This window comes from Deinococcus gobiensis I-0 (genome assembly GCF_000252445.1).
Lineage (GTDB): Bacteria > Deinococcota > Deinococci > Deinococcales > Deinococcaceae > Deinococcus > Deinococcus gobiensis.
In genome coordinates, this window is record NC_017790.1 from 729912 (window position 1) to 756603 (window position 26692).

At 69.5% G+C, this 26692-nt stretch carries 25 protein-coding genes, 1 tRNA gene and 1 riboswitch; of the genes, 15 read left to right on the top strand and 11 right to left on the bottom strand.

Annotation, left to right across the window (positions count from 1 at the left end):
* Positions 1-94 precede the first annotated feature (94 nt).
* The 8 genes from DGO_RS03355 to DGO_RS03390 all read left to right on the top strand — a co-directional run bounded on the left by DGO_RS03355 (position 95) and on the right by DGO_RS03390 (position 11238).
* Positions 95-2347 carry a DUF5682 family protein gene (locus DGO_RS03355; RefSeq protein ID WP_043800878.1) on the top strand — a complete coding sequence of 751 codons (2253 nt, stop codon included), beginning with the start codon at positions 95-97 and terminating at the stop codon, positions 2345-2347.
* Entirely contained in the window at positions 2344-3603 is a 1260-nt protein-coding gene (locus DGO_RS03360; protein ID WP_043800881.1) for a VWA domain-containing protein, read from the top strand. Before DGO_RS03355 ends, DGO_RS03360 begins: the two co-directional genes overlap by 4 nt.
* 106 nt (positions 3604-3709) lie before the next feature.
* Positions 3710-4984 (top strand): DUF2254 domain-containing protein, encoded by a 1275-nt coding sequence (locus tag DGO_RS03365; protein WP_043800884.1) that lies wholly within the window; start codon positions 3710-3712, stop codon positions 4982-4984.
* A 49-nt stretch (positions 4985-5033) separates the two neighbouring features.
* Positions 5034-5489 (top strand): hypothetical protein, encoded by a 456-nt coding sequence (locus tag DGO_RS03370; RefSeq protein ID WP_145975239.1) that lies wholly within the window; start codon positions 5034-5036, stop codon positions 5487-5489.
* Between the two features lie 68 nt (positions 5490-5557).
* Positions 5558-6367: a glycoside hydrolase family 18 protein gene (locus DGO_RS03375; RefSeq protein ID WP_050920667.1), complete on the top strand. Its 810-nt coding sequence runs from the start codon at positions 5558-5560 to the stop codon at positions 6365-6367.
* An 89-nt stretch (positions 6368-6456) separates the two neighbouring features.
* Entirely contained in the window at positions 6457-8097 is a 1641-nt protein-coding gene (locus tag DGO_RS20940) for a sensor histidine kinase (protein WP_083847191.1), read from the top strand.
* A gap of 85 nt (positions 8098-8182) precedes the next feature.
* The gene (locus DGO_RS03385; RefSeq protein ID WP_043800886.1) at positions 8183-8584 is read left to right on the top strand and encodes a response regulator; all 402 of its coding nucleotides are present in this window, start codon (positions 8183-8185) and stop codon (positions 8582-8584) included.
* A 335-nt stretch (positions 8585-8919) separates the two neighbouring features.
* A complete protein-coding gene (locus DGO_RS03390; RefSeq protein WP_014684085.1) occupies positions 8920-11238 on the top strand; it encodes a hypothetical protein in 2319 nt (772 codons plus the stop codon).
* A 241-nt stretch (positions 11239-11479) separates the two neighbouring features.
* Here the strand turns inward: DGO_RS03390 and DGO_RS03395 are convergent, their stop codons facing one another.
* The 6 genes from DGO_RS03395 to DGO_RS03420 all read right to left on the bottom strand — a co-directional run bounded on the left by DGO_RS03395 (position 11480) and on the right by DGO_RS03420 (position 17370).
* On the bottom strand, positions 11480-13384 hold the full coding sequence (locus DGO_RS03395) for an MDR family MFS transporter (RefSeq protein WP_014684086.1): 1905 nt from the start codon (positions 13382-13384) through the stop codon (positions 11480-11482).
* Positions 13381-13968 carry a MarR family winged helix-turn-helix transcriptional regulator gene (locus DGO_RS03400; RefSeq protein ID WP_014684087.1) on the bottom strand — a complete coding sequence of 196 codons (588 nt, stop codon included), beginning with the start codon at positions 13966-13968 and terminating at the stop codon, positions 13381-13383. Before DGO_RS03400 ends, DGO_RS03395 begins: the two co-directional genes overlap by 4 nt.
* A 134-nt stretch (positions 13969-14102) precedes the next feature.
* Positions 14103-15128 carry an ABC transporter substrate-binding protein gene (locus tag DGO_RS03405; RefSeq protein WP_043800898.1) on the bottom strand — a complete coding sequence of 342 codons (1026 nt, stop codon included), beginning with the start codon at positions 15126-15128 and terminating at the stop codon, positions 14103-14105.
* Between the two features lie 15 nt (positions 15129-15143).
* Positions 15144-15917 carry an ABC transporter permease gene (locus DGO_RS03410; protein WP_169330990.1) on the bottom strand — a complete coding sequence of 258 codons (774 nt, stop codon included), beginning with the start codon at positions 15915-15917 and terminating at the stop codon, positions 15144-15146.
* On the bottom strand, positions 15914-16687 hold the full coding sequence (locus DGO_RS03415; RefSeq protein ID WP_050920672.1) for an ABC transporter ATP-binding protein: 774 nt from the start codon (positions 16685-16687) through the stop codon (positions 15914-15916). Before DGO_RS03415 ends, DGO_RS03410 begins: the two co-directional genes overlap by 4 nt.
* The gene (locus DGO_RS03420) at positions 16684-17370 is read right to left on the bottom strand and encodes a thiaminase II/PqqC family protein (protein ID WP_014684091.1); all 687 of its coding nucleotides are present in this window, start codon (positions 17368-17370) and stop codon (positions 16684-16686) included. The genes DGO_RS03415 and DGO_RS03420 overlap by 4 nt, the downstream gene beginning before the upstream one ends.
* Positions 17371-17419: 49 nt before the next feature.
* Positions 17420-17519, bottom strand: a riboswitch (TPP riboswitch).
* Between the two features lie 409 nt (positions 17520-17928).
* Here DGO_RS03420 and DGO_RS03425 point away from each other — a divergent pair.
* The 4 genes from DGO_RS03425 (at position 17929) to DGO_RS03440 (ending at position 22078) form a co-directional block, all read left to right on the top strand.
* On the top strand, positions 17929-18474 hold the full coding sequence (locus DGO_RS03425; RefSeq protein ID WP_014684092.1) for a hypothetical protein: 546 nt from the start codon (positions 17929-17931) through the stop codon (positions 18472-18474).
* A 71-nt stretch (positions 18475-18545) separates the two neighbouring features.
* Positions 18546-18980 carry a hypothetical protein gene (locus tag DGO_RS03430; RefSeq protein ID WP_014684093.1) on the top strand — a complete coding sequence of 145 codons (435 nt, stop codon included), beginning with the start codon at positions 18546-18548 and terminating at the stop codon, positions 18978-18980.
* Between the two features lie 11 nt (positions 18981-18991).
* Positions 18992-19696: a fimbrial biogenesis chaperone gene (locus tag DGO_RS03435; protein WP_169330991.1), complete on the top strand. Its 705-nt coding sequence runs from the start codon at positions 18992-18994 to the stop codon at positions 19694-19696.
* Between the two features lie 15 nt (positions 19697-19711).
* The gene (locus tag DGO_RS03440) at positions 19712-22078 is read left to right on the top strand and encodes a hypothetical protein (RefSeq protein WP_043800913.1); all 2367 of its coding nucleotides are present in this window, start codon (positions 19712-19714) and stop codon (positions 22076-22078) included.
* Between the two features lie 30 nt (positions 22079-22108).
* Here the strand turns inward: DGO_RS03440 and DGO_RS03445 are convergent, their stop codons facing one another.
* The 4 genes from DGO_RS03445 to DGO_RS03455 all read right to left on the bottom strand — a co-directional run bounded on the left by DGO_RS03445 (position 22109) and on the right by DGO_RS03455 (position 24014).
* Positions 22109-22462, bottom strand: coding sequence for a hypothetical protein (locus DGO_RS03445; protein WP_014684096.1), 354 nt, complete (start codon positions 22460-22462; stop codon positions 22109-22111).
* 152 nt (positions 22463-22614) lie between these two features.
* Entirely contained in the window at positions 22615-22785 is a 171-nt protein-coding gene (locus DGO_RS23750; RefSeq protein ID WP_014684097.1) for a hypothetical protein, read from the bottom strand.
* Positions 22786-22846: 61 nt separating this feature from the next.
* Positions 22847-23713 carry a Pvc16 family protein gene (locus DGO_RS20945; RefSeq protein ID WP_014684098.1) on the bottom strand — a complete coding sequence of 289 codons (867 nt, stop codon included), beginning with the start codon at positions 23711-23713 and terminating at the stop codon, positions 22847-22849.
* A gap of 25 nt (positions 23714-23738) precedes the next feature.
* The gene (locus DGO_RS03455; protein WP_043800915.1) at positions 23739-24014 is read right to left on the bottom strand and encodes a PAAR domain-containing protein; all 276 of its coding nucleotides are present in this window, start codon (positions 24012-24014) and stop codon (positions 23739-23741) included.
* Between the two features lie 142 nt (positions 24015-24156).
* Here DGO_RS03455 and DGO_RS03460 point away from each other — a divergent pair.
* Positions 24157-24238, top strand: a tRNA-Leu gene (locus DGO_RS03460).
* A gap of 127 nt (positions 24239-24365) precedes the next feature.
* Here the strand turns inward: DGO_RS03460 and DGO_RS03465 are convergent.
* Entirely contained in the window at positions 24366-24569 is a 204-nt protein-coding gene (locus DGO_RS03465; protein ID WP_014684100.1) for a hypothetical protein, read from the bottom strand.
* A gap of 641 nt (positions 24570-25210) precedes the next feature.
* On the opposite strand from DGO_RS03465, the gene DGO_RS03470 reads away from it, so the two are divergent.
* Together DGO_RS03470 and DGO_RS20950 are read left to right on the top strand one after the other, a co-directional pair.
* Complete coding sequence (locus DGO_RS03470; RefSeq protein ID WP_043803070.1) at positions 25211-25633, top strand: response regulator; 423 nt, start codon at positions 25211-25213, stop codon at positions 25631-25633.
* A 55-nt stretch (positions 25634-25688) separates the two neighbouring features.
* Positions 25689-26132: a response regulator gene (locus DGO_RS20950; protein WP_014684102.1), complete on the top strand. Its 444-nt coding sequence runs from the start codon at positions 25689-25691 to the stop codon at positions 26130-26132.
* Positions 26133-26692 lie beyond the last annotated feature (560 nt).

The following is a 26692-nucleotide window of genomic DNA, read 5'->3' on the forward strand; positions in this document are numbered from 1 at the left end:
GTTCCCGTGATGACGTGCCCTGAAGGTGTGGCAGCCGATTCCTCTCCCCCCGTTCCAAGGTGACCGCCCGAATTCAGTGCTTCCGGAGTCTTTCATGCCCCCATCTGATCTCACCATCCTTCCCATCCGCCACCACGGCCCCGGCTCGGCGCGCAGCGTGGCGCGGGCGCTGGAGGCCAACCCGCCCGCCACCTTGCTCATTGAGGGACCAGTGGACGCCGACAGCCTGCTGCCCTTCCTGAACGACCCGGCGCTCGTGCCGCCCGTCGCGGTCATGGCGCATGTGCAGGGCCAGCCCGAGCGGTCGGTGTTCTACCCGCTGGCCGAATTTTCCCCCGAATTCGTGGCGATCCGCTGGGCCCTGGCACGCGGCGTGCCGGTGGCCTTCATGGACCTGCCCGCCGCCGTGACCCTGGCCCCGAAGGAAGACGAAGCCCCGGCAGAGGCCGACCCGGACGCCGAATCCCCGCCCGCTTCCCCCGCCGACGCCGTGCGCTCGGACCCGCTGGCGCTGCTGGCCCAGGCCGCCGGCTACAGCGATTTCGAGCGCTGGTGGGACGCGCTGGTCGAGTCGCGCGGCGAGGGCGAGGCGGTGTTCGCCGCGATCGCGGAAGTCATGGCGGCGGTGCGTGAGGCCGAGGACGACCACACCTCTGGGCGCGACCTGATCCGCGAGGCCCAGATGAGGCAGACCATCCGCGCGGCGCTGAAGAAGGGCAGCGTGGCGGTCGTGTGCGGCGCCTGGCACGCCCCGGCCCTGACCCCCGAGGTGCTGGCCCGCGAGGCGAAGGCCGACCCGGCACTCGTCAAGGGCCTGCCCAAAGCCAAGGTGGCCCTCACCATCACCCCCTGGACGCACGGGCGGCTCACACAGGCGAGCGGCTACGGCGCGGGCGTCACGTCGCCGGGCTGGTACGCGCACCTGTATTCCACGCCGGCCCAGGTCTCCGAGCGCTGGCTGACCCGTTCGGCGCGGCTGCTGCGCGCGCGCGGGCTGGACGCGTCGAGCGCCCAGGTCATCGACGCGGTGCGGCTGGCCGACGCCCTGGCGGCCCTGCGCGGGCGGCATCTGGCGGGGCTGGACGAGCTGACCGACGCCACGCAGGCCGTATTCGCCTGGGATTCCGACACGCCGCTGCGTCTGCTCTCCGAGGAGCTGTTCGTGGGTGAGGCGCTGGGCAGCGTGCCCGGGGGCTTGCCCGCCGTGCCGCTGGAGCAGGATCTCGCGGCCACGCTGGGCCGGCTGCGGCTCAAGCGCGAGGCCACCACCCGCGATCAGGTGCTCGACCTGCGCGAGGACGCGGGCCTGGGCCGCTCGCAGCTGTTCCACCGCCTGAACCTGCTGGGTGTGCCCTGGGCGAAGGAGGGTGCCAGCCGGGGCAGCGGCACCTTCAAGGAAACCTGGACCCTGCGCTGGGAACCGGAATTCAGCGTGCGGCTGGTCGAGGCGAGCCGCTACGGCAACACGCTGGTGCGCGCGGCCCACACGGCGGCCACTTCGCAGGCCCGCCGCGCCCCCGACCTGGGCACCCTCTCGGCGCTGCTGGAGGTCACGCGGCTGTGCGGGCTGCCGGGGGCGTCCGACTTCACGCTCGCGCGCCTGAGCGAACGTGCCGCCGACGCCGACACCGCCGCGCTGCTGCTCGCGCTGCCGCCGCTGGCCCGCCTGGCCCGCTACGGCGACGTGCGCGCCCGCGAGGGCGACGACCTGCGCCCGGTGTTCCGCACGCTGGTGGCCCGCGCCGCGGCCGGGCTGCCCAACGCCGCCCACGCGCTGGGCGAGGAGGCCGCGCAGACGCTGCACACCCAGATCGCCGGGGCCGACGCGGCGGTGCGCCTCCTCGACGACCCGGAGGCGAGCGGCGAGTGGGTCGCGGCCCTGCACGCCCTGGACGCGCCCGGCACGGCGCCCCTGCTGCGCGGCGACGCCGTGAACCGCCTGCGCGACCGGGGCCTCCTGGACGCCGAAGCCGTGCAGGCGCGGCTGGCCTCGGCCCTGGCCCCCGGCGCGCCGCCGCTGGACGTGGCCGCGTGGCTGGGCGGCTTCATCGGCGGAGACGGCGAGACGCTGCGCCACGACCCGGCGGTGCTGGGCCTGCTCGACACCTGGGTGGTGGGCCTGGACCCGGAGGCCTTCGGCGACGTGCTGCCGCCGCTGCGCCGCGCCCTGTCGCGCCTGGAGCCGAACGCCCGCCGCACGCTGGGCGAGGACCTGCGCGGCCTGGAACGTGCCGCGCAGGCCACGGCAACCGACCATGACCTGGGGGCGGGTGTAGTGCCCGTCGTCCTGCGGTTGCTGGGCGTGGCCGTCCCCCCCGAATTTCAGCCCACTGGAGACGTGCAATGACGGAACCCACTCCCGCTCTGCCCCCCGAACAGGAACGCCTGCGCCGCTGGCGGCTGCTGCTGGGCGGCGAGACCGCCAGCGGCCAGAGCGCCGACGGCACCGGCTGCGCGCTGGGCGAGCACGACCGCCGCCTCGACGCCGCGCTGGCCTCGCTGTACGACGGTGCGCCCTTCACCGTCCAGACCGGCAAGCCCGAGAAGGGCCGCAAGTCGAACCGCAATGTCGGCTTCGGCAAGAGCGCCCCGGCGGTCGCCGCGTGGCTGGGCGAGGTCCGCGACCTCTTTCCGAGTTCGGCGGTGCAGGTCATGCAAGGGGACGCCGTCGAGCGCCTGAACCTGAGGACCATGCTCCTCGAACCCGAACTCATGGAGCACCTGCAACCCGACGTGCACATGGCCGCCACCCTCATCAGCCTCAAGGACGCCATGCCGGACCAGGCCAAGGCGCTGGCGCGGCAGGTCGTGGCGCGGGTGGTGGACGAGTTGCAAGCGCGGCTGGCCGAGCCGCTGCGCTCCGCCGTCACCGGCAGCCTGAACCGCTCGCAGCGTAACCTGCGCCCGCGCCAGAACGAGATCGACTGGGGCCGCACCCTGCTGAAGAACCTGCGCACTTACGACCCCGAGCGCCGCAGCGTGATTCCCGAGCGGCTGGTGGGCTACGGGCGGGCGCGGCGGCAGCTCAAGGCCGTGACCCTGTGTGTGGACCAGTCGGGCAGCATGGCCTCCAGCGTGGTCTACGCGGGGATTTTCGGGGCGGTGCTGGCGAGCCTGCCGGCCCTCAAGACGAACGTGGTCGTGTACGACACGACGGTCGTGGACCTCACCGACCACCTCGCCGATCCGGTGGACGTGCTCTTCGGCGTGCAGCTCGGCGGCGGCAACGACACGCCGCTGGCCCTGCGCTACTGCCGCGGCCTGCTGACCAACCCCGAGGAGCACACCTTCGTCCTGATCTCCGACCTCTACGAGGGCTCGGGCAGCGCCGAGATGATCCGGCGCCTGAACGAGTTCCGCGAGATGGGCGCGCGCGTGATCGTGCTGCTGGCCCTGGACGACGACGGCACACCCAGCTACGACCACGACAATGCTGCCAAGCTCGCCGCGCACGGCATTCCGGTGTTCGCCTGCACGCCCGACTACTTTCCCGACCTGATGGCGACCGCGCTGGGCGGAGCCGACATCGCTGCCTGGGCGGCGGCGCGCGGCATCGTGACCGCGCGGGCAGCCGCGCCCGACGCCGCCGGAGGGGTTCTCTAACTCAGCGGGCACGCTCAGGGGACTTCGCCACAGGCGCTTCCCTTGGTCAAGAAAACCTGAGCAGTTCCCGCCCCATACCGCGCCGGTCTGCCCCGAAGGTGGGCGCATGTCTCGCCTTCTCTTCCGGCTCGGCCAGCTCAGCCGGCAATTCTGGTTCGTCCCTGCCCTCATGACCCTGGCCGCGCTCCTGCTCGCCGAACTGGGCATCCACCTCGAGGAACGCTACGGGGTCCTGCCCGGCCTCTCCTTCGTGTACGGCGGCGGCGAGACGGGATCGCGCAGCCTGCTCTCGGCCATCGCCAGCAGCAGTATCGGGGTGGCGGGCACGGTCTTTTCGATCACCATCGCGGCCCTCTCCTACGCGGCGGGCAGCATGGGGCCGCGCCTGCTCGACAACTTCACGCGCGACCGGGGCAACCAGGTCACGCTGGGCACCTTCATCGCCACCTTCGCCTTCTCGCTCTATACCCTGCGCAGCGTCCAGGGCGGCGAGGACGTGCCTTTCGTCCCGCACTACAACGTGACCTTCGCCCTGCTGCTGGCGCTGGGCTGCATCGCCGCGCTGGTGTATTACCTCGCGCACGTCACGGGCAACATCAACATGACCCGGGTGGTCAATCTGCTGCGCAACGACCTGCGCCTGACCCTCGAGGAGGTCACCCGGCCCGATGCCGAGGCCTCGGGCTGCCGGATTCCGCCGCCCGACTTCTGGGAGGGCAGTGAGACGCTGCGGGCCACGGGTGGGGGCTACCTCCAGCAGGTCGACATCGCGGCCCTGACGCAGCGCGCCGCGCAGGCGGGCACGGTGGTGCGTCTTCTCGTCCGGACAGGCGACTACGTGTTTCCGCACATGGCGGTCGCGCAGGGCCAGCCGGTCCTGCCCCCCCGGACGCTCGACACGCTGCTGCTGGGCGACGAGCGGGTGTCCCGGCAGGACCTCGAATACAGCGTGCGGCAGCTGACCGAGGTGGCGGCGCGCGCCCTGAGCCCCAGCACCAACGATCCCGTCACGGCCATTGACGTGATCGACCGGTTCGGGGACGCGCTGTGCAGCCTCCGGGACCGGGAATGGCCCAACGGCTGCCATGTCCACGGCGGCGAACTGCGGCTGATCGTGCCGACCACGGATTTCACCGGCCTGGTCAACACGATGTTCCGGCCGATCCGGCAGTACGGGGCGGGGGACCCGGCGGTGGTCATCCGGTTTCTGGAGGTGGTGAACGAGGTCGCCCTGTGTCTGCGCGGGCCGGAGCGGCGCCACGCGCTGCTGCACCACGCGGACCTGATGGTGCACGACGCGATGGGCAAGATCGAGAATCCCAGCGACCGCGCCGACGTGCAGGAGCGTTACGGCCGGGTCCGGGCGACGATCCCGTCCTGAGACCGTGAAATTAACGACGCTGTAATGTGTTTCGGGGTCTGCTGGGGGCATGACCTCCACGGCTTGTCTTTTCCAGGAAGAGCGGCTTCTCGTGCAGGACAGGGCCGAGCTGCTCGGCCGCTTTCTCCCCAGGGACCGCATGGTGTTCGGGCCGGGGGCCACCCGCGAGGTCCGGCTGCGCAACGTCTCGCCCCGCGACCTCGACGTGCAGGGCCTGGAAGTGCGCTGGACCCTGGGGGCAGCGTATCTGCTGCGCTGGGAACAGCCCCGGACGCTCGTGCCCGGGCAGGAGGCGGCCGTGCTGGACCTGCTCAGCTTCGCCCGGCTGACCCGGCTCGCGCAGCAGGCGGGGCAGCGCAGCTTCGGTTTCGACGGCACCGTCCACGAGGTGACCCTGCTGTTCGGCGGCCCCGCGCCGGGTCAGGCGACCTTCCGGGTCCGGTGGGGCTTCGCCGCGGCCGACCACGACCTGGGGTTTTTCCTCGTGGAAGGAGAGGACCGCTGAGGCGGCGCTCCCGGGGCCTGCTGCTCGCCCTGCTGGCCGGCGCGCCTGTGCCGCCGGCCGGGGCAGGCGTGCCGCGTCTTCCCGACCGCCTGCTCGGCACGTACTACGCGACCTTCGGGGAGGAGCTGCCCCGGCTGCGCGGGGTCTATCCCAACTACACCCTGATCTACCTGTTCGCGGCGACCCCCGCGCCGGGCCGGCCTCCCGGCACCCTGGAATTCACCCCGCCCGGGGACGGCCACGGGGCCTGGACCCACTGGGCCGAAGACCTCCAGTTCGTTCGCCGGGTCCAGCGGCGCCGGGTGCTGCTGTCGGTGGGCGGGGCCGGACAGGCCGTGCGCCTGAACGACCGCGCGGCGTCGGTCCGCCTCGTCGAGAGCGTGGACCGGTTCTACGCGGCCTGGAAAGGCTTCGACGGCCTGGACCTCAATACCTTCGAAGGACAGGCGGCCCCGAACGTCCCCGAGCTGATCTGGGTGGGGCGGGAACTCAAGCGCCGCCATCCGGGATTCCTGATCACCGCGCCGCCCGCGCCCTGGAATCCGGCCGACCAGCGGCTGTGCGCCGCCATGCTGCGCGCCCAGGCCCTGGACTACTGCGCGCCGCAGTACTACGGCGGCCCGCAGCTCGGCGACCCGGCGTACCTGCTGGACAACCTGGCGACCTGGGTGAGGCTGCTGGGGGCGGAGCATGTCGTGGTGGGCTTCGGGCTGCACGCGGGCCTGCCCGACTACTGGACGGAGGACGCGGCGGCCCGGACCTACGCGCGGGCCAGGGCCCGTTTTCCGGGCCTGCGCGGGGCCTTCGGCTGGCGGCTGGACTGGGACGCGCGGCGGGGCTTTCCCTTCGCCGTGCGCCTGGGGCCACTGGTGCGCTGAACGGCCGCCCACCTGGCCCCGGTCCCTCCTCAAAGGTTTGCCCAACACCGGCTGCCCAGCCGGCGCTCCCCCACCTCTACAGTGGAATAATGTCTGAGGTCACCTCGCCCTCTCTCCTGCACCAATTGTTGACGGTGACCCACGCCCTTTCCCAGGTCGAGCAGGTCGGTGCCATCTTTCCAGTGGTCCTCTCCACGGCCCAGCAGGGGCTTCAGGCGCTCGCCGGCGCCATCTTCCTGCCCGACCCGGCCCAGCAGCGTCTAGAGCGGGTAGCGGCGCAGGCCGAGCGGCAGGACGCCCCGTCCATCTGGCAGGACGGCCCCATCCAGACCGGCTCTCCGGCCAGCGTCAGTTTCATGACCCACGAAGCCCAGTATTTCCCTTCGAAGGGGGACCTCGCGCGGGCCTACCCGCACCTCGAGGAACAGACCGGCCAGACCGCGCCGGTCGCCAGCGCCGTCATTCCCATCAGCTCCCAGGATCAGGTGCTGGGGGTGCTCGTGCTCGATTTCGAGGAACCGCACCACTTCACGGCCGAGGAACAGCTCTTTCTGGAAATTCTGGCCTCCCTGAGCGGCCAGGTGCTCGTGCGCCTCAAGATGACGGCCCAGCTCCAGCACCAGGAGCGTCTGCTGCGCAGCATCGTCGAGCGCTCGCCCACGCCCATCGCGGTCGGCACGAAGGACGGCCAGGTCAGCCTCGTCAACGACGCCTACTTGGAACTGATCGGCCAGAGCCGCGCCGCCTTCGAGAAGGGCCAGATCGACTGGCGCGCCACCACGCCGCCGGAATTCCACGCCCTCGACACCGCCTCGGTCACGCGGGTGCTCCTCGAGGACGCCACGCCCACCTACGAGAAGATGCTTCAGCGGCCCGACGGCGAGCGCCGCGAGGTGCAGCTCACCATCATGCGCTACACCGCCGACAACGACACGGCGATTCTGGGCTATTTCGTGGACCTCACGAGCCAGCGCGCCGTGGAGCATGCGCTGGAGCGGCACAGCGAACTGCTCGAGGCCCAGGTCCAGAAACGCACCCGCGAAATCCAGGCGCGCGACGCCGAACTGGCAAGTTTCAATCTCGGGATCTCGCACGACCTGCGCGCGCCCGTACGGCGCATCAAGAGCTTCGCCGAGCTCCTGCTGCGCAACGCCGACGAGCTGCCGGAGAAGGCCCGCACGTACATCGACTACATCGGCCTCTCGACCGAGCGCATGACGAATCTGCTCGACGGTCTGCTCTCGCTGTCCCAGGCGTCCCAGGCCCCGCTGCACAAGGTGCCCGTAGACCTGGGGGCACTCGTCAAGGCCAGCCAGACCGACACGGAGATGCAGTACCCCGACCGCCCGATCACCTGGCAGATCGGGCCGCTGCCGGAGGTCTGGGGCGACGCGCAGAGTCTGGAACGTGTCCTGACCAACCTGCTGTCCAACGCGGCGAAATACTCCCAGCACTCGGCCGAGGTCTGTATCCGCGTCTGGAGCGAGCGCGTTCCTGGGGGCTGGGCCATCAAGGTCACGGACCAGGGGGTGGGCTTCAACGACGCCTACCGCGAGCAGCTGTTCGGGCTGTTCCAGCGCCTGCATGCCGAGCGCGACTTCCAGGGGACCGGGGTCGGTCTGGCGACCGTCCTGCGCCTCATCTCCCGGCATGGGGGCACCGTCATTGCACAAAACAATCCCGGCGATGGTGCGACGTTCGGGTTTGTGCTGCCCGACCATGAGGCATGATGAACCCACGCTGAGCAGTTGCCGGAAACTGTAGGCTGCGCGTGGAGCCGGAACGGACGTGCCTCGACCCTGCCGGAGGACTGGAGTGACTGGGCGACAACCCCCCTACGTGCTGCTGATAGAAGACAATCCCCTCGACGTTTTCCTGCTGGAGACGGCTTTCGAGCTGGCGCACGTGCAGGTCGATCTGGAAGTGGCCCAGGACGGAGCCGCCGGGCTCGAAGTCCTGGAAGCCGCCTGCCGCGACAACCGGCTGCCCAAGATGGTCATCCTGGACTACAACATGCCCAAGCTCAACGGCGCGGAGGTCCTGACCCGGCTGCGGCAGGACGAGCGCCTGTCGGAACTCAAGGTGGTCATGCTGACGACCTCGCGCTCGCATGAGGCGCAGATCCGGGCGCTGCGGGCCGACGACTACCTCATCAAGCCCGAAGGGGTGGACGCGGCTCAGGCCGTCGCCCTGAAACTGGCCGCGCACTGGCAGTAGGACCTGCGAGGGCCGAACGCTCGCCGCGCCGGCGGCCCGGCACGACCGACCTCCCTGACCCCCTCTGCCTGACCCGGTTGCTCTCCTCCGGGTCAGCTGATGAGCTGTTTATGAGTCTGGGCGGCGGCCCTGGCCCGTGGGGGATAGGGACCTGCCGGCCCTTCGCGGCCTCCGCAGCGGCCGATTTCTGCCGTCAGTCACGCGACGGCGAAAATACCCTTGCCGTAAATCCCCCCAAGGGGGGCATGCGACAAGTCAGGAAACTGTTGCGACATGTGGTGTTTGTTAAGAGCAGGAAGTTCCCGTGTTCAGTCAGTTCACGGGCCAGGAGGCATATGCAGAGGAATACCAAATTTATCACACTCATGGCGGCCCTGGCGACCGGCGTCGCTGCGGCGGCGGCCCCCACCCCCAATCCCAACAACTACACCGCCAGCGGCGTCACCATCGAAAACGTGGCGACGTCCAGCTTTACCGATCCTGCCAACTCCGCCCAGACGATTACGGGCACCTCGAACACGGTGAGAACGACCGTGCTGCCCCTGCCCGGTTTCGACATCGTGTACGGCTCCGGTGCGGCCGACGGCGGTGGAACGGACAGCAACAAGGCCAACGGGATCAACTCGGCCATCGCCGCGCCGGACTACAGGACCGACATCAAGCCCGGCGACACCGTGACGAACACGTACTACCTCGTCAACAACGGCAACACGCCGCTGAACGTGCAGATTGCGGCCAACACCACGGGCAACTCGGCGGCGAACGCCACTTCGGGGATCGGGTCGCTGTCGCCCAGCGCCGTCACCTATACCTACGCCGACTCGGCCGGGACCGCTGTGACGGCCAATAACGGAACGGTCACGCTGCCGGTCAACGCTTACATCACCGTGACCCAGTCGTTCGTGGTTCCTGCCGGAGCGGCCCCGGGCACGCTGTACGGGGCTTCCCCGGTCGGCACCGTGGTCGGTACCGGCACGACCGCCAACGGCGTCACCACCGGCCAGACCCTCGGAGAAGGGCAGACCGTATCCAGCGGCACGCCCAGCGCGGCCCCGGCGGCCACCACCGACCTGCAGTTCACGGTGGTCAAGATCTACGACCCCGTGCTCGCCAACAGTCCGACCGCGCCCGGCGGCAACGTGACCCCCCCCGGCACGACCACACCCACGCCCGGCTACACGGCCACCACGCCCCCCACCTCCGGCAACGGCGCCCCACCCGCGAGCGGCACGGCCCCCGGCACCACCCTGATCACCGTTTCGGGAGATCAACAGTTCGCCTATCCGCCCGCCGATACCGAAACGGCCAACCCCGACGTCGTGCGCTTCAAGAACACGGTCACCAACGGCGGGACGCTGACGGACACCATCTCGCTGCTTCCCGTCAACAGCACCGGGGCCGGTGCCGTGACGGGTTTCACCAAGACGTCGACCGGCACCTACACCGGAACGAACGCCGACGGCAAGACGGTCACGGTGCAGTTCCTGGACGCCAACAACAACCCCATCGATTCCGTGACCGTCGGCGCAAACGCGTCGGCCGACTACACCACCCAGGTCACCTACCCCGACAGCAACTCGCTGCCCAACCAGCACGTGCTGGACCTGATCATCAAGGCCACCTCGGGCAACAACCCGAACGTCAGTGACCTCACCACCGACACCATTCAACCGACCCAGGCCCAGTTCGGCGACACCTCGAGCCTGACCTCGCCCCCCACCAAGCCGCTGGCGGTCAACCCCAACACCGCGCAGTCGCAGACGGGTACGCCCGGCTCGACCGTCTCCTACGCGATGAGCGTGGCCAACACGGGCACCTACACCGACAGCTATACCCTGAGCGGCTACGTCACCGTGACCCTCAAGGACAACTCGACGCGCACCGTGCCGGTGGTCTACAGCGGCACCAACGTGACCCAGACGGGCACGACGACGGTCAACGGCGTCACCTTCAACACCTACACCGTCAGCAATGTCGCGCCCAACACGTCGGCGCCCCTGACGGCCACCGTGACGATCCCGGCGGACGCCGCCGCGACCGGAACCTCGGCGACCGCCGGGACCCTGCCGCTGCCCGCGCCGACCCTCCAGCAGACGGCCAGCAGCGTATACAGCGACAGTAGTACGAAGGGCCCCGGAAGTGGCCTGAGCCTGACGGACACCAACAACCTGCTGGTCGTCAGCGTGGCCGGTGGAGTCGTGACGGGCAAGTTCACCCAGACCACGGGGGCCGCGGCGACCCCGCCCACGCCCGCTGCCAACACGCAGAAGGTGACCGGGAATCCCGGTGTGCCCTCCAGTGGCGCGCCCAGTGCGACCGAAATCGGCAATCCCGCTGGTTACGACGCCCTCGCCACGCAGGGCTACCTGCCCCAGCAGGCCTACAAGTACGACATCATCGCCAAGAACAACTACAACACGGGCATCAGCAACTTCAGACTCAGCGACAAGCTGCAAAGGGGTCTGCAGTACGTGTCGGCGACCTGCACGGTCTACTCCTCTGACCAGGCCAACAAGACGGTCGTCACATCGCCCACCGTGGCGACTGCTGCCGGGACCGGGGCGGACGCCGGGACCACGACCGTGACCTGCGCCGCGACCACCCTGCAGCCGGGCCAGATCGAAATTCTCGAAATCACCGTCAAGGTCCAATAGGCTTTTCGCAGAGGGGCTCCTCTGCATTCCACGCAGTCTGGACGCCGCCTCGGCAGGGGTGGCGTCCTTTCTCGTCGTTGAGCCTGCGCAGGCTGATCGGCCAGAAGAGGCGCCGGTCGCTCTGCCCCGAACATGGCCCCGGTCACCCCGGTGGCTGTCACGACAAAGGCAGGCGACGCTGTTACACGTCGCCTGCCCAGGGTTCCGGTCGTCCTTCAGGGCGCCGGGTTCAGGTGGGGATTCAGTGGGCGTCCATCACGGGCGCCGCCTGGGGATCGCGGCTCCCCAGGCGGCGGTCGGGGATGAACAGCGCGGCGATGAGCGCCAGGGCGATGACGAAGATGCCGACCGCGTAGATGCGCGCCACGCTGTTGGCGAAGCTCACCTTGATGGCGCGGCTCACCCCGTCGAGCGAGCGGTCGGTCTGGGCCAGCACCTCGGTCTGCGCCGTGTCGAAGCTCTGCCGGACACGGGTCAGGACCTGGGTCTGGCCGGCCGGGGACTGCACCGCCTGATCCGGAACCCCGGCGAGGCCGCTGCGCAGGGCTTCAGGAAGCTGGGCGTTCTGCTTGAGTGCCGCGAACTGCGCAGGGTCGCCGCTGCGCACCGCCGTCTCGATGGTCTGGTACTGCTGCGCGAACCCGGCCTTGATGCCGGCCTCGGCCTTCTGCTTGGCGGCCTCGGCATCGAAGGCCTGTCCGCCCTGAGCGCCGCCACTGCCGTTCTGGACGGTCGCCAGCTGGCTCTGGAGCTGCGGGGGCGCGTTCCGGACCACCTCGGCGAAGTTGGTCTTGAACTGCGTGCCGAGCGCCGAGGTCAGGACCGCGCCGAACAGGGCCACGCCGATGGTGCCGCCCATCTGCTGGAAGAAGGTACCGCTGCTGGTGGCGACCCCGATTTCCTGGCGGGAGACGGCACTCTGCGCGGCGAGGGTGAACAGCGAGACGGTCGGGCCCAGGCCCAGGCCCACCAGCACCATGCGGGCGGCGAGCATCGGATAGGAGGTGTCGGCCGTGATGGTCGAGAGCCAGATGAAGGCCACCGTGGCGAGGCTCAGGGCCCCCACGATGAGCCACTTGTAGCGCCCCAGGCGCGCCGCGAGCAGACCGGCACTCTGCGCGCCGATGATGAAGCCGATGGTGAGGGGAATGGTCGCCGTGCCCGCCCCGGTGGCGCTGAAGCCCCGGACGTTCACCAGGAACAGCGTGAGGAACAGGATGGCCCCCAGGAAGCCTGCCCCCACCAGGAAGCGCGAGATCATGACCCACGTGAAGGTGCGGTTGCGGAACAGGCCCAGCGGCACGATGGGGCTGGGATGACGCGACTCCGCGAACAGGAAGGCCACGAGGGCGGCTGCCGAGAGCGCGAAGAGCGAGAGCAGTTGCGGGCTGCCCCAGGCGTAGTTGCCGTCGGCCCCCCAGGTCAGCGCGAGCAGCAGCGGCACCGTGAACACGATGATGAGGGCCGCGCCCAGGTAGTCCACCTTGGCCTTGAGGCCGCTGGCGAGCCGGGGCATCTTGGCGAAGATGAAGGCGAGCGCGATCAGGCCCAGCGGCAGGTTGACGTAGAACACCCAGCGCCAGCTGAGGCTATCGGTCAGGAAGCCGCCCAGGAGCGGCCCGATGACGCTGCTCAGGCCGAACACGGCCCCGAACAGGCCCTGGTACTTGGCGCGGTCTCGCGGCGCGAAGATGTCGGCGACGATGGCGAAGGCCACAGAAGCCAGCGCCGCCGCCCCGATGCCCTGCACGCCCCGGAAGACGACGAGTTGCATCATGCCGCCGCCGAAGAGGTTGCCCAGGAACGGCTCGCCCGACAGCCCGCACAGCGCCGAGCCCAGCAGGAAGATGACGATGCCGATCATCAGGATCGGCTTGCGGCCGTACAGGTCCGAGAGCTTGCCGTAGATGGGCACCATCGCGCTGCTGGTCAGCAGATAGGCGGTCGTGACCCAGGAATACAGGCTCAGGCCGTCGAGTTCGCGCGCGATGCGTGGCAGCGCCGTCGACACGATGGTCTGGTCGAGGGCCGAGAGGAACAGGCCCAGCAGCACGCCGGCCACGATCAGCTGCTTGGTCCGGAGATCGAGGGTTTCGGCGTAGTTGATGTGCTGTCCGGTCGTCGCGGGTGGAGAGGTCTGGGTCACGGTTGATCCTCGGGGGTAGGGGAGGGGGTGGGGGGATGGGGGCAGAGGGCCCTGCTGGCCTGAGCCGCAAACTCGCCGGGACTGGCGGGCAGATAGGGATCGAGGCGGCCCAGGCAGCAGCGCAGTTCGCCCAGGACGTCGGCCGGGGCATGGAGCAGCAGCAGGGTGTAGGCCTGAAGGGCGTCGCGTTCCAGGCGGCCCAGGAGGCCCTGGCCCTGATCGCTCAGCGCGATCCGCTTCTGACGGCGGTTGTCGGGGTCCTCGCTGCGCACCACGAGCCCGTGCTGGACGAGCCGTTCCAGCAGGTGACTGGTGGCCGAGAGGGTGAGCCCCACGGACCGGGCCAGGGCCGAGACGTTCTGGGTACCGTGCGCGCGCAGCTGGAACAGCACGCCGATCTGCCGGGAAGACAGCTGCGTGTCCTCGTGGTCGGCCTCGTTGAGACGCTGCGTGTAGGCGTTGACATAGCCCTGGTAGCGCTTCAGCGAGCGGCCCACGGTCCGGGCCACGGCCTCGGCCGACTCGTCCGGGGGACCGGGGGAAGATGCGGGGGTCGGGGGATCGGGGGGCCGGTCGCTGTTCATACCTGCAAGACTCTAATACTTTTGAGCCTGCAATGGTGAAACTATTGAAAGGATGAAAAGACCCGCCGCCTGTAGGGGCAGCGGGTCGGCTCCGACGTGTCCGGAAGGCTGGCCCGGTCTCGCCGGACCTGCGCTCAGCGGCGCAGCAGCTCGTCGGTAAAGAGCTTGCGGAAATCCAGTTGCCGCGCGCTCTGCCCGTTCGGCAGTTTCACTGCGCCCGCCTTCAGCAGGAAAGCGGGATACTCCGTCCACATCTTCAGGGTCTGTTCGCCCCAGGGGCGGCCGGGGGCGCGGTAGGCCCCCTGACGTCCGAGTTCGGCCAGACTGTCTCGCAGGACGCCGGGGTCGGGGAAACTGCCTTTCGGGGCGGTGTCGATCATCAGGCGGGCGGCCTCGGCGGGGTGGGTACGGGCGTAGTCGTACCCCCGCGCCGTCGCGGCCATGAAGGCCCGCAGCCGGTCGCGCCGGGCCGGCAGGGTACGGCGGTCGGCGGTGAAGACCGGCGTGTAATAGTCCGGCACGCCGTAGTCCTTCATGGAAAAGGTCCGGAGCGGATGGCCCGTGCGCCGCGCCTGCACGCCCTCGACCGCCCCGAAAACCCACATGAAGTCCGCGCGCTTCGCCAGCAGGGCGTCGAGGCCGAACACGTTCAGGGCCGGACTGCGGAAGGTGCCCTGACCGCCGTCGCGCCGGATCATGGTCTGGAGAATCGGCGTTTCGTAGGGCGCCCCGAAGGCCGCGTAGACCCGGCCGTCGAAGTCGCGTGGCCGCCGGATGTCCGATCCGTCCAGTACCGCGAAAGACGCCGTGTTGGTGGCGTAGATGGCCGCCACGCTGACGAGCGGTTGCCCGGCGGCCACGGCGGTGGTCACGCCCTCGGCCCCCGAGATCCCGAGGTCGGCCTTGCCTGCGAGAACCAGCGTGTCGGGGCTGACGGAGCCGTAGGGCAGCAGCGTGACCTTGAGACCCGCCGCCGCGTACCAGCCCCGGGCCTGCGCGACATACAGGCCGATATGGTTGAGGTTCGGCACCCAGTCGAGCGCGACGGTGACGGGTACGGGTGCGGCGGCGCGGGCAGGGGCGGTGGCGGATGCAGGCGCGGCCTGTACCAGGGAGAGCGGAGCGAGCAGCAGCGCGGCAGCGACAGACAATGTGTTCATGGATTTTCCTCTGGCTCAGAAGGGCGGCTGGGGCGGCAGCCAGCGCAGGACGCGGCGGGACAGGGCCGTGGTCAGGGCCACCAGCCCCACGCTGAGCAGCGCACATACGGCGACGGCCGCGAACATGAGGTCGGTGGCGCGGGCATTCACGCTGGTCTGGAGGACATACCCCAGCCCGGCATATGCGCCGAGATATTCGGAGAAGATGGCGGTGGGTACGGCGTAAGTCGCCGCCACCTTCAGGCCTGAAAAGAAGCTCGGGAGGGCCGACGGCCAGCGCACGAGGCGGTCGAGCTGGCCCGGCGACGCGCCCAGGCTCGCGGTGACGCGCAGCAGGTCGGGGTCGGCGCGCGACAGGCCGTCGAGGGTGGACACCGCGACCGGAAAGAAGCTGCCCAGCAGGACCAGCAGCACCTTGGGCAGCAGTCCGAAGCCCAGGGTCAGCAGCAGCAGGGGGGCGAGCGCCACCAGCGGCACCGTCTGGGACACGACCAGCCAGGGCAGCGCCGCACGTTGCAGGGCCGGGAGGCGGTGCAGCGCCAGCGCCGCGCCGGCCCCCAGCACGGCCGCTGCGGCCAGCCCCAGTCCCGTTTCGAGCAGGGTCTGGGCCGCATGCCGGGCGAGGTCTGGGGCGCTGCGCCACAGGGCCGCCAGCACGGCGCTGGGAGCAGGCAGGATATAGGGCGCGACCCAGCCCAGGCGCGCCGCCGCCTCGGCACACAGGGCCACGCCCAAGCCGAGGGAGACCGGTCCCGTCAGGGCCGGGCGCAGGCGACCGGGAACGGTCAAGGGCCGCCCTGCAGGGCCGCGAGAATGTCGGCCTCGGCCGCGCGCTGCCCTGCGGGAGTCAGGCCGCGCAGGTCGAGCCGCAGCCCCACGCGCGCCGGGCTGCCCGACAGCACGGCCACGCGGTCGCACAGCGCGGTCGCCTCGCGCACGTCGTGGGTGACGAGCACGGTGGTCGGCCGGAAACTGCGCTGTACCCCGCGCAGCCACGTCTGTATGTCCTGGCGGGTCAGGGCGTCCAGAGCGCTGAACGGCTCGTCGAGCAGCAGGACCTCGGCCCCCGTGAGGACCGCGCGCAGGATCGCCACCCGCTGCGCCATGCCGCCCGAGAGCTGGTGCGGGTACAGCGTGGCCGTCTGCTCCAGCCCGAAGCGGGAGAGCAGTTCCAGCGCGGCGCCCCGGTCCTGGGGCTGCCCCCGCACCTCGGCACTCAGGTGCAGGTTGCCCAGCACCGTGCGCCAGGGCAGCAGGGCCGGGCGCTGCGGCACGAAACCCACGCGCCCCCGCTGCGAGGCGGCGGGGACCGGTTCGCCCCCCCGGCGCAGTTCTCCGGCCGAGAAGTCGTGCAGGCCGGCCAGGGCGCGCAGCAGCGTGCTCTTGCCGCAGCCGCTGCGCCCCAGCAGCCCCGTGACCTCTCCGGCCGGAAAGTCGAGCCACAGCCCGGCCAGCACAGGGTCACCGGGTCGCGGCGTGGTCGGGGGGGCCGCCGCGCCGTAACCCAGCGACGCGCCGCGCACCTCCAGGGCCGGAGCAGCGGTCCCGCCGGTGTTCACTCCGGTCCGGTGACGGCGTACACCGTGTCGTAGAACAGCTTCTCGCAGGCGTAGGTGCGCCGCACGGTGCGGGTCACGGTCTCGCGCGCCTGTGGAGTGAGGGCCAGTTCGCGCAGCAGGGCGGCCTCGCCGCCGTCTACGCCTGCCTTCAGGCCGTCGTGGAGCGGGAAGAAGGCCACCTGCTCGGGGGTCAGGCCGTACTCACGCACCAGCGCCGGTCCCGCGAGATCGCAGATGGCGATAAAGACGCTCTCGCTCGCGGCCACGCTGGCCAGCAGGCCCAGAAAGCCGTCGTGGGCCAGCGCGTAATAGAAATTCATGGTCAGGGCCGCGCAGCCCGGCAGAGGCTCGGCCGCCGCGAACTCGGCCTCGGTCAGCCCGAAGGCCCGCCCGAAGTGCAGCAGGTGGCCGGGGTCCTCCGGGGCCGAGAAGTTCTGTTTGGCGGTCCACTTGCCCAGCAGCGCCGCGCGGGCGCGCTCGTCCGGCGCGTGGGCCAGCAGCAGGGCCTCGAGCTGGCGCGAGTGCCCGACCAGCCAGGCGTCTTGCAGCGCGAAGGTCCGCAGGTGCGCCCGCGTCGCCGTCCCCGACTGTACCGCGCGCCACAGCGGGTGGCCGAGCAGGGCGGCGGCCTGCGGGCGCAGGTCTTCGGTGAGGACATCCGGAATGAAACTGTACGGCAACAAAAATTCCCCCTTCTGGACAGGGGGAAGCAGGCGGCCGTGCGCACGCGGAGGCGGCCGGCCGTCACGCTCCCCACGGCGGTATGAACCGCATCGGGTCATTGGGGTCTGATCTCAGCCGCGCTGCGAGCGCGACACCCCCGGTGACGGGCGAAGCATAGCACCCCCGAGGTGTGGGCCGACCGGCCGTCTGCACAGGGGCAATCTTCCTGACCCGTACAGGCAGTGCGGCAGGAGCGCGCATACCCGCCGGAGAGTCCGGCACGTCTGCCGGAGCGAGCAATGCCCTTTCGGACGCTCCGGCAGACGCAGCGACCTGGGGTGAGCTGGACCCGGCACAGGAATAACGCTCAGTTAACGCTCATGCCTTACATTTATGTCACAGCAGCAAAGTCTTAAGAAAGCATGGGAGTGGCCGGGCGGCGCTGCTGGAAGCTCGGTTGTGGAGCGAGAGGGGGAGGAAACGAAGACCCAGACGATATTTACATCGCATCTACCGGACCCGACCGAAACATACCGACTGGCTTTGCCCATGAGCGACATGGGAAAAGGGGAGAAAAGATGAAGCGCACCGCACTGCTGACCACTGCCGTCCTGCTCGCCACCACCGCGACCGCCGCCAGCGTCGCCGGGTCCCAGACCACGCCCCTGACCCTTCAGGTGAACAACTTCTGCGTGATGGCCTACACCACGCCGCAGTACAACGGCAAGGCTGGCCTGGACAAGACCTACGACACCCTCAGCCTGGGAACGGTCAACGCGGTCACCAACAACACCGTGAGCGACAAGATGGTGATGGCCGTGGACTGTAACAAGGATACGGTCCTGAACATCGTCACCCCGGAAACGGTCACGCTGACCAACCAGAAGGGCGACACCATCCTGATCAAGAGGGACGCGACCTGGAGCCCCGAGAACCCCTTTGTCATGTCCTTCAGCAAGGGCAACAGCCGCGTGCCGGACTATGGTTTTGGCGGCTACCAGTACTACGAACTGCTGGCCAGCTTCAAGGTCGGCGGCGCGGGCACGGGCGGCAACCGCGCCTGGTCGGTGCCCGGTGGTCTGTACAAGGGTGACCTGGTCATCAACTTCAACTACGACGAGTAAAGCCTTCCCTCTCCAGGCAACCCACCGCCGCGCGGCCGGGTTGCCTGTTTGTGCCCCGAGGTGAATCCGGAATGAACATCCCAGGTGTGAGGCTGCTCGTCCCCCTGGCCCTGCTCGGCGGCATGGCCGGGGCCAGCGCCGTCTTTCCCCCGGCCGCCTGTCAGATCGGGCCGGTCAGCAGCTCGGTCATGACCTATCAGGTGCCCACGGGCGCGCGCGGAACCCTGAATTTCAGGGTGCGCTGCCCGGCGGGCCAGACCTACGTGGTGCGCCTGAGTACCCCGGAGGGACCGCTGCTGGGAGCCAACGCGGCGCTGCGGTTTCTCGGCGCGGGCCAGAGCGAGGCGGTGATGTCCCTCACGGATCTTCCCGCCGACCTGACCGTGTCGGGCGAGCGGGACTTTTCCCTGAGCCTGCGTGCCGAGCCGGGGCAGTGGAAGCTGGTGGGCGGCACCTACCGCACGAATCTGGAAATCGGGACCGAACCGCTGGCCCCCCCCCTGTAAGGAGCATGACCTTGAGAAAAGCAGTCTGGCTATGGGCGGCCCTGGGCCTGTGCGGCGGGGCCGGTGCCCAGTCGTTCAGCCTCACGCCCACCGCGTTCAACATCAACCCCGAGCGCACCAACACGGCGCAGGTCCGCCTTCAGAACCAGACCCTCCAGCCCCTGCAATTCCGGGTCGAGGTCATGAAGTGGACGATGGACGGGACCCAGGTGTCCTACGTGCCCACCCGCGACGTGGTCGTGAATCCGGCGACCTTCCAGCTCGGGCCGCAGGGCGCGCAGGTGATCCGCGTGGGGGTCCTGAAAAAGGCCGGGGCCGACGAGATGACCTACCGGGTGTTCGTGCGGCAGGTGCTGGATACGGCGACTGCCCAGGCCGACCAGCAGGACGCCCAGATCAACCTGTCGCGGCTCATCAACATCTCGCTGCCGGTCTACGTGACCCCGCCCGACAGCGCCGCGAAGGTCAGTTTCCGCATCAATGCCGGGGGCCAGACCCCCACCCTGGAGGTCACGAACGGCGGCAACCGGCACCTGACCCTGCGGCAGCTGCGCCTGGTCAGCGGCGACCAGACCTTTCCCATCGGCAGCAACGCCGTTCTGGGCAAGAGTACGCTGGCGCTGGCGCTGCCTGCGGCGCTGCCGGCCGGCGCGGTGGTCGAGGCCCGTTACCAGGACGCCGACGACAAGGAACAGCGCGCCGCTGTGGCGCGCTAGGACGGGTGAACTGACGTGGCGAACCGCACCCCTGGATGGCCGCTCCTGACCCTGACGGCGGCGCTGCTGTGTGCCGGAACCCTCTGTGCCGCGCAGGCCCAGACCCAGGGGACGCCGCTCCCGGCGCCGGCGGCCCCCACCAGCGCCGTGCCGGCCACGGCCACCGACCTCTGCGCCCAGACCCCGACCTTCGTCGACACCACCGTCAACGGCGAGGGCCGGGGCGGCACGCTGGCCTTTCTGGCCGGGGGGGAGGTCTGGGTGTCGCCGGGGGTGCTGCGCCCCAGCGAGGCCGGGTACGTCGCGCAGACGGTGACCTGCGAGGCGGGCGATTTCGTGCGGCTCAAGTCTTCCCTGAGCGTGAATTTCGACGCCGGCGAGCTGACACTGGACATCCGCCCCGAACTGGCGCTGCTGCCCGGCGGCGTGCTGGACCTGGGCACCGACGCCTCGCAGGCGGCCCCGGACGGCCCGGTGCTGCCGGTATTCTCGGTGGGGGTACGCGGTGACCTGCGCCGCAGCCTGCTGGTGTTGGATACGCTGCCCGGCAGTGTGGTCACCCATACGGCCGCCCTGCGCCTGGACTACCAGAACGCGCGCGTCCAGACCTATGCCCAGGTCAGCGAGGGTGGGCTGCTCCGCCCGGGGCTGGACGCCGGGTCGCCGGAGGCCGGAGCGCAGCGCTTCGGGGCCGAGGCGGCGGCGCTGTACGACCTGAGCCCGGTCCTGAGCGTGGGCGCCGTGGCCTACGCCGACTATGCCGCCCCCCCGGTGACCGTGCCGGACGGCAGCGCGGCGTCTGCGGTCTGGGGCCTGAGCCCCGACCGGGTGAGCGGCCTGACCTTCGTGGCCGGCAGCACGCGCGCCTACCGCCTGCCGCAACTCGTGGTGCCCCTGCCGCTGGACGCGGACGTGAGCATCGTCGTGAACGGCAGCTCGCTGCGGCGGGTGCGGGTCGCGGCCGGCAACCTGACCCTGCGCAACATTCCGCTCGCCTCACCGTCGGGCACGGTCGAGGTCAGCATTCTCGACGCGACCGGCATCCGCACGCAGCGTTACGGGTACACCTCGGCCGACGTGGTCGTGGCGGCGCGCGCGCTCGCGGCGCAGGGACAGGTCGGCGTGCAGGCCCGCACGCTCCGGGGCACCTCGGGCCTGATGCCGGCGGCGGCCCTGACCGGCGTGTACGGCCTGAACGAACGCTGGAGCGTCGCGGGCGAGGTCTTGGCGTCGGCCGAGCAGCAGCGGGTCCAGGCGTCGGTGCGCTACACCGATCCGGCCTTCAATACGGGCTTTTCGGTCCGCTACGACTCCCGGCTGCGCGCGCCCGTCGTGCTGACCGGCGACGCGACCTACACCCGCGCCGAGTGGCGCGTGGGGGTCAATGCCGCCGTCGTCCCCACCGACCTGGGCGCGTCGCTGCTGCGTGGGCAGGTGTCGATGCTGCGGCCCCGGTTCGTGACCACGCTGGGCCTTCAGGCCGCGCCCGGAGCGGGGGAATACGGCGTGAGCCTCAACGGTACGGGCCGCCTGTCCGACCGCCTGAGCCTGGGCGGTGAGGGGTCGCTCCGCACCGACGGGACCGGCACCCTGGGCTGGCGGCTGGGCGTGAGCCTGAACTGGACCCCCTGGGAGAAGGTCAGCGTACTGGCCGGAGCCTTCACGGCCAGCACGGTCGGAAGCGGACCGCAGACCGTCCTGGCGACGCAGGTGAGCTACCAGCCCAGCCCCGCGCACACCTTCAGCAGCCTCATCACCACCCAGACGGGGCAGACGCCTGCGGCGAGCCTCCGCTACGACTACAACCGCAACGTGCTGGCCTCGGTCAGTGCCGCGACCACGGGGGACTTCAGCGTGGCCGGAGCCGCCACCGCCGCGTGGGTGGCGGGCCGGGCGTACCTCACGCAGGACCAGTTCGGGCACGGCGTCCTCGTCAGGACAGGGGTACCGGGGCTGCCGCTGGTCATCAACGGGCAGAGCGTCGTGGCCGATGCGCGCGGCGACGCCCTGTTGATGCTCAGTGTCGCCGCGCGTACCGTCAACCTGACGCCGGATTTCGAACGTATCCCCTTCACGGTCAGCGTGGTCGAGGACAACCGCGAGGTGGCGCTCGCCCCGCACGGCATCGTCACGGTGGACTGGACCTCGAATTTCATCCAGAACATGTGGGTGCGCCTGTTGCGGCCTGACGGTACGCCGGTCCGCTATGGCCGCATCGACCTGCCCGGCGGGCCTACCACCGACGACGAGGGCTGGAGTCTCGTGCCCCGGCAGGCGACACCGGTCACAGTACAGGTGCAGCCCGACGAGGACGGGGGCTTACCTTGCCGCGCGACCCTTCGGGCGGGCCAGGAGACGTCCCGCTGCGAGCCGCTGCCCTGAACCTGTGCAGGCCCAGCCGGGCCGCTCCGCTCAGTAGAAGTCGAGCTGGTAGCCTTCGGGCCGGGCGAGACGCCGGTAGTCCACCAGGTCCCCGCCCGACTCGTCACGCCGCACCCCGAGCAGCCGCACCGGCTGGAGGGGCGACGTGGCGAGACCCAGCAGGGCCGCCGCTTCCTCCGTGGGCTGGTAGCCGCGTGTGCAGCGCAGGGTCAGCACGTCCGGGGTCTGGCCGGCGACCTCGCACCGCGCCTCTACCTGAAGGCTCAGGTGGAGGACTTGCTGAGGGGCCAGTCCCCAGGCGGTGCCGGAGCAGAGGAGGGCGAGGCCCAGCAGCAGGCCGCGGGTTTCCGGGCGGCGCGACTTGAGACGTGCGAGTTCAGTCATGGCGTGGGCTCCCCACAGCCGGGCCTTACCGTGCCCGGCCGTGTTTCTGGGGGCACTGTAGGGGGCGTGCTCTCACGGTCTTCTTTCGGGGCGGCGCGGCGAGGGGGTCAGGAGGCCTTCATGGTCCGGCTCGGTGGCTCCGCCGGGAGTTCTCAGCGGACGTACAGCGGGCGCAGGGTCTTCAGGAGAAGCGTCATGGCCACGAGGGCGCCCGCTCCGGCTCCGACGCTCTGCCAGAGGTCGCCGGTCGGCAGCACGCGGCTCTCGTCCCAGCAGAAAAAGACGGTGAAGACGGCGAACATCACGGCATTGACGTAGATCATCGGAGGTCATTGTGGCGTTTTCCGGCCCGGCCGGATGAGCGGCGGGCCGGAGGTGGCCGGCTCAGGCGGGCAGTTCGGCCGGGCCACCTGCCGCCGAAGAAACCTCTGGAGTGAAGACCACCCGGTACTCGCCTGGCAGGGTGCGCAGCAGATGCCAGATGGCCGTACCCGCCAGACGCACGAGCACCTGCGCGACCTCGTCGTGTGGCAAGCGGGTGGTGAACAGGCCGTCGTTGCCGCTGACGCTGAAGCCGGGACCGTCGGGCAGCCGGACCTCGGCGCCCACGACCGGCTCGCCCGCACCGTCCACCAGGGTCCAGGCATAGCGCCGGGATTCCTGCGCCAGGCCGCCGGAGGGGTCACGCATGCTGAAGCTCAGGCCCACGGCGAGGCTCCGCAGCTGCTCGATGTTCAGGTCCAGGGGCGCGGTCAGGACATAGTGCAGCGCAGGCCGGGGCGGGATGCCCAGGGCGCTGAACACCTCCGAGACGCGTGGGGCGCTTTCGGCCTGGGCCACCTGCGCCTGGAGCGGCGTGTCGAGCGCCCGGACCTCGGCCGGCAGCAGGTCGTCGGGCCAGTCGGCATTGCGGACCAGCGTGGCGAGGACCCGCCACAGCACCTGCCATTCCTGGTCGTCGAGTTCGGGCAGCTGCGACTTGAAATGCGTGGTCACGACGTAGCGCAGGTCGATGCGGCGTGGGCGCAGGCGCTTGGTCTCGCGCGCGTCGTGACGGATATGCATAAATTCGTTCTCGCGCAGCTGGGCGTTCTCGACGATGGCATACAGGTTGAAATTGATGGTGGGCCGGTTGATGGCGGCCGCCCAGTCCCGCGTGGGGGTGGCGAAGGTGATGTCCACGTCGCCGGGTGGAATCTTGCCGTCGCTGTAGAGCATCGAGCGCAGCGCCTCGTGCAGGGCGCCGATCATGGCTGCCCACCTGTCTCTCCCTTCATCATCCGCCGATGAGAACCGTCGCCTGGGTGGCGCTGAGCACCGCGCCGCACCCCAGGAGGTCTCCCTCACGCGCGGCGGGTCGGCCCTCGATGAAGACGGTGGCCGATCCTCTGGCGATGACCTGTGGGCCGTGGGCCGCCAGGGGAGGGGGCTCGCTGTGGGGGTCGCCGACCCGTGCCGCAGGCAGACCGGCGACGGTGACGGTGGCGGCCCCGGCGCTCACCGCGCCGCCGTGTGCGCCGGGATCCCCGACGCGGAGGGCTGGAAAGGACATGGCCGCATGTTGCGCGCCCTGGGCGGAACTTGCAAGCGCAGACGCCCGGAGCCCGTCGTCAGGCGATGAAACGCGGTTGCGCTGGCCCGTCCCTGAGCGCTAGAGTTCCGGGGCCAGTGCCGCAGGTAGAGGGCAGGGGCGGGCCGGAGTGGCGGAATGGTAGACGCACTCGACTCAAAATCGAGCGGGAAACCGTGTGGGTTCGAGTCCCATCTCCGGCACCAAAAGAAAACCCCCGTCCTAGACAGGGGATTTTCTTTTGAATGAGCTTGCTGTGGATCGGTGACCGGTCGGTGCGGGCGATTCTTTTCTGGGGAAGAGTTCAGAGACGGTGCAGTGTGCCGGAGGGATTCAGTCCTTTTTCTGGCCGTCTTGATCTTCGTAGAGGGCAGGATCGTTGGCGCCGTAATGAACGGCGCTGGTGCCGTCGACAGAGGCGTCGAGGGTGTCAGTCTCCTTGACATCATTGGGAGGCTGATACACGGGGTGGTCAGGCGTGACGGTTTCGCCGGTTTCGGTCATGGGAGCGGTATCGGGCGTCGTGTCCTTGGTCATGCTGCAGTCTCGGCGAGTCGGACTGGAGAAGAGCAGAAATTGACTGAAGAAGACTTCACCTGATGGCGGGTCGGTCGCCAGGGGTGCACCTGCACAAGCCCGAGCCTCCTTGAGGTGAACGGAAGGCGTCCACTCTGGTCTGCTCGCCGGAAAGCACTTCAACATGAAAGGCCACCGAAGTGCCCTTCAACTGTCGGGAGAGGCTCAGCCCGCCCAGTAACCGATTGGCCCCATCAGGCTGATCGGTAGGGGCGTAGGGGCGGTGAGGCGAAACCGGCGAACACGGCAGCGAGCAGAACAGCGCCCACCTTCTTCATGTCGTACCTCCTCAATTTGAACCGTCCAGAGTTGGAGTGTCCTGTGTGGAGTGAAAGCCGATTTGAATGGCGCTACGGGAGAGGGTCAGGTGCGCGACCTGCTTCGGGACCGGGCCGGTCGAGCCGTAAAGAAGTGGCCTGTTGGCGAATTGACGCATGGGCCACCCTCACGACATGGCGGCTGACCGACCACAGCTGGCACTGACATGCAACTTGTCGTCGGAAAAGTCTCTCCTCATGGTGCAGAAGGAAGTCCGCCTCGGTTTTCCTGCGCCGAGTTCAGGGCGGCTGTTGCCCCAGAGCGAGATGCGCTACGGTAGCAGGATGCCACTGCTCCGGGTGCTCCTCGTCGACGACAGCCCTGCGGACCGTTTCCTGGCCCAGGAGGTCTTCTCGGCGCACGGGGGCACTGTCAGCCTTACCCTGACCGAGAGTGGCGACACCGCGCTGGCCCACCTGAACACCCCCGACGCCCCCCTCCCGGATGTTCTGCTCCTCGATCTCAACATGCCCGGGATGAGCGGCCTCGACGTCCTCACCGAGGTGAAGCAGTCGCCTACGCTCCACCACATCCCCGTGGTCATGCTCACGACCTCTCACGCCCGGCTGGATATCGAGGCCGCCTACGCCCTCCAGGCCAGCGGCTACCTCGTCAAATCGTCCGATTTCGGAAGCTTCCTGCAGCAGATCGAAGCCTTCGTCACCTACTGGTCCGGACATCTCTTCGCCCTTCCGGCGCTGCCTTAAGGTTTCCTCTTCCGCTCCCTCACCCCTTCCGGAGCCGAATCCACAGACTGTGGGGATGCCGAAGTTCCAGGTTCTCCTCATCGACGACAACGAGGCGGACCTGTATCTCCTGGCCGCGGCCTTCGAGGCCTACCCGAACGTTCAACTGGTCCCCTATACCCAGCCCGTGGCGGCGCTCCAGTGGGCCGAGTCGCAGGCCCGCAAAGGCCAGTTGCCCGATCTGGTGCTGCTGGACCTCTCGATGCCCCGGATGGACGGCTGGGAGTGGCTCCGCACCGCCCGTCGTCAACCCCTTCTGGGTGCCCTGCCGGTCCTGCTGTATTCGCAGACGCCCAGGGAAGTCTGGGCGCAGGACGAGGCGGGCACGCTGGCCTGCCCCTGCTGGCAGAAGCCCATGACCTTTCTGGAAGTGCAGGCCCAGGCCCAGCAGCTCTGCGAAATCTGGTTGCGCCAGCACAGCTTCACCCCCGAGGCGCTCCAGACTCCACACGCGAGCTGAGGCGGCCTGCACGGATACTGGCCCCCTGAAGGGTCCGGGTCACTGTGGACCGGCGCTGCCGTCTGTGGCGCCAGATCGGACTACAGGTGGACGAGCCTCCCAGGTTCCGCCAGGGTCTTCCGGATCGTGATGCTGGGCTCAAACTTCGTTCGTAGACTGCCGGGCTGGACGGTCGTGTCTGAGAATATGGAGCTGGACGGTATGTGTCCCCCTGCGCCCCCAGATGCTGTTTGGGCGGGGCGAAGGCCTGACGGCTGTAGCCGTGCCGCCGGTGTTCGGCTGCCACCTCGATGAAGGTAACCTGTCGTCTATCCGGCTGCGTCGGCTGCTCCCACAGCACGCCGATATTTTGACCGCGCTCCGTATTGTAGAGACCGGAGCGGAAGTTGTCCGGTGTCGCTGCTCCGTCGGGCAGGAGTCTCTGGAATTCCGCTGCCGAGCATATAGACGCTTCCTCGGCGGCTCATCGGCCAATTCCGACCTTCTCTGCGGCCTAGGTGGACACTGAACGCCGACGAGACCGCTGGAAGCTCTCGGGGGTCATGGGCTCGGGGCCCGGC